Consider the following 516-nt stretch of genomic DNA (forward strand, 5'->3'; position numbering starts at 1 on the left):
GCTTACAGCTCCCCGAGGCAGTTTCGTTGTTCGCCACGTCCTTCGTCGGCTCCTGGCGCCTAGGCATCCTCCGTGTGCTCTTAGTAGCTTAACCATGATTTTTTCTGAAGGAAAAATATCAAACCATAGGTTATCAACTTCTTCAGAATCCATCTTTAGCATCGCCATTAATATTAAACTTGTTTACACAAGTTCAGCTTAAAGGAATGTTCTAAAACGCAAATTCGTTTCGGTATCCAGTTTTCAAGGATCAAGTTGTAATTCATTAGATGAATTTTGTTGGTGGAGCCAAGCGGGATCGAACCGCTGACCTCCTGCTTGCAAGGCAGGCGCTCTCCCAGCTGAGCTATGGCCCCGCAAATTCCATCAAAACCGAACAAATGGAAACGCCATTTAAGATTTGAATGTTTCCGTTGCAGGAAACGATTCTCCATAGAAAGGAGGTGATCCAGCCGCACCTTCCGATACGGCTACCTTGTTACGACTTCACCCCAATCATCTACCCCACCTTCGGCG

1 tRNA gene and 2 rRNA genes are annotated in these 516 nt (G+C 46.3%); all 3 read right to left on the reverse strand.

What is annotated here, in order from left to right:
- Positions 1-94: ribosomal RNA gene (locus tag F1379_RS29620) — 23S ribosomal RNA — on the reverse strand; the annotation flags it as partial.
- A gap of 186 nt (positions 95-280) precedes the next feature.
- Positions 281-356: transfer RNA gene (locus F1379_RS29625), tRNA-Ala, on the reverse strand.
- Positions 357-436: 80 nt separating this feature from the next.
- Positions 437-516: ribosomal RNA gene (locus tag F1379_RS29630) — 16S ribosomal RNA — on the reverse strand; the annotation flags it as partial.

The sequence above is a fragment of the Paenibacillus tepidiphilus genome, from assembly GCF_008635795.1.
GTDB lineage: Bacteria > Bacillota > Bacilli > Paenibacillales > Paenibacillaceae > Paenibacillus_AQ > Paenibacillus_AQ tepidiphilus.